This window comes from Staphylococcus sp. HMSC056G08 (assembly GCF_001812305.1).
Classification (GTDB): domain Bacteria; phylum Bacillota; class Bacilli; order Staphylococcales; family Staphylococcaceae; genus Staphylococcus; species Staphylococcus simulans.
On record NZ_KV808459.1, the window covers coordinates 2,294 to 4,198 of the forward strand.

The 1,905-nt window shown below is 30.6% G+C and carries 3 protein-coding genes; 1 reads left to right on the top strand and 2 read right to left on the bottom strand.

Translation table 11 applies throughout. The features are described from left to right. Positions 1 to 342: 342 nt before the first annotated feature. Together HMPREF2846_RS05500 and HMPREF2846_RS05505 are read right to left on the bottom strand one after the other, a co-directional pair. A complete protein-coding gene (locus HMPREF2846_RS05500) occupies positions 343 to 570 on the bottom strand; it encodes a hypothetical protein (protein ID WP_070626045.1) in 228 nt (75 codons plus the stop codon). 17 nt (positions 571 to 587) lie between these two features. Next, positions 588 to 806: a hypothetical protein gene (locus tag HMPREF2846_RS05505; protein ID WP_070626047.1), complete on the bottom strand. Its 219-nt coding sequence runs from the start codon at positions 804 to 806 to the stop codon at positions 588 to 590. 65 nt (positions 807 to 871) lie between these two features. On the opposite strand from HMPREF2846_RS05505, the gene HMPREF2846_RS05510 reads away from it, so the two are divergent. After that, positions 872 to 1,720, top strand: coding sequence for a DUF4393 domain-containing protein (locus tag HMPREF2846_RS05510; RefSeq protein WP_070626049.1), 849 nt, complete (start codon positions 872 to 874; stop codon positions 1,718 to 1,720). Positions 1,721 to 1,905 lie beyond the last annotated feature (185 nt).

The following is a 1,905-nucleotide window of genomic DNA, read 5'->3' on the forward strand; positions in this document are numbered from 1 at the left end:
GTTTGCTTTTTATCATAATTAGAGTATTCGATCGCACCTTGTACATCGGACTCATCTAACATGTCGATAAATTTATGTGAATATTTTTTAAGGTCCATGTAGTACCTCCTGTAAAAATTTGTTATGATGTAAGGGGATTCATTTCATCTCTGACTGTTAGCAAATTTCGGTGCTAGCAGTCTTTTCTATAGCAACCATTCTTACTTATATTGTAAGTCTCAAAAGTTATTGCTATATTATCCATATATGATTGACTCCCCTAATAATTTTGGTAATATATGGATATGAGTAATCTCATATCCTACTGACTGTTTGCTATTAATCACTAGCATTCAGTCTTTTTTAATATTTGATAGTGAATAACGTAATATACTCTTCGCCATCATCCATTACTTCACCTTCGTCACTGAATATATCTACTTCGTAGTACCAGACTAAAAAGAACAGATATACCGAAAGTGACAGAAGTAAAGAAATCGCTGAAGATAGAATGAAATCTTGTGTTACAAATGTAAGAATAGTTGTGCTTACAAAACAAAATACATATGCTATCCAGAATGATTTATGCATTTTAATTGCCTCCTACTTTATACGGTGATTTCTTTCAATTCTCGTATCTTTTCATCTGATAAATCACAGTACGGGAATTTTTCTCTCACTAATTGAATAGGTACTTTTCCGCTAATTGCAATAAATCCTTCTTCCTTAAGTTCATTGTTCATCTCCCTTACAATAGAGGTTGCTTTGCTTTTACCAACTCCTGCTAGTATCTGTATATCTTTTATACTTAAATAATTGATGATCATAATAACGTCTCCTTTCGTGTATAATTGTTTTATCGCTACTGCGTTGGATTGGAGGTGTAGTAATAATGGATCCTATAATTGGTAAAGGTTTAGATAAAATTATTGAAGGTGCTGCAGATGGTCCTATCAAAACCTTAAATACTACATGGAATTTAATATTTGGTGGTTATCATAACTGGGTTGCTAAAATACAATATAAGCGTCAACAAGATTTAGAAAACTTTAAAACAAATCTTGAACTTAAAGTTAAAAATATACCTAGAGATAATTTAAAAGAACCTGAACTTTCAATAATCGGTCCAGCAATAGAGAGTTCAAAATTCTACATTAGCGAAGAAAACATTAGAGAACTTTTTTCTAATTTAATTGCTGCTGCCATGGATGATAGTAAAACAAATGAAATACATCATTCTTTTGTTGAATTAATTAAACAAATGTCTCCCAAAGATGCCACTTTATTCAAATCTCTTTGTAATCTAGATGCAATTCCTGCTGTTAGATATAAAGCTATAAAAGGTATTAATTTGGGAAGTAATTTTTTATCAGATGTTGTAATAAAAAATTCACCTCTAACTATTGCTGATACAGAGATTGCATTGAATAACCTTGAACGAATCGGTTTGTTGAAAATCGACATTGGTAATAACTTTTATACTAACGAAAAGCATTATAATGATTTTTCAAGTTATAAATTTATCAATAAATTTATAAGGCAATATGAAAAAGATAAATATGATGAGCATAGTAAATTTTTTAATCTAATTAATCTTTTTGGTATCAACGAATTAGCTAACCGTAATAATTTATCTACTGAAGAAATTTATAACTTAGTTAAACCAGCTTGTATTGATTTCGATAAAGGAATAATAGAAATAACTGCTTATGGTAAAGCGTTTATCCACTGTTGTTTCTAGTGTATTGAAAAAGGCTTTCCTATTGCTTTTTTATAATTCCTAGCATTCCTAATCTCTTCCGCCAAGATGACGATTAGGAGTGCTATTTTGATTGCTTTGAGTTTGCTCATTTTGTTCCACCTCCTTTAATCTCGCTAGATTGTGGGTAGGATGTTACGCGTTTCTTAAAAACCTTTCAGCGTATA

Excerpts from the sequence above, each read along its gene's own strand:
- HMPREF2846_RS05500 (WP_070626045.1), bottom strand. The coding sequence starts at position 570 with ATGCATAAATCATTCTGGATAGCATATGTATTTTGTTTTGTAAGCACA.
- HMPREF2846_RS05505 (WP_070626047.1), bottom strand. The coding sequence starts at position 806 with ATGATCATCAATTATTTAAGTATAAAAGATATACAGATACTAGCAGGA.
- HMPREF2846_RS05510 (WP_070626049.1), top strand. The coding sequence starts at position 872 with ATGGATCCTATAATTGGTAAAGGTTTAGATAAAATTATTGAAGGTGCT.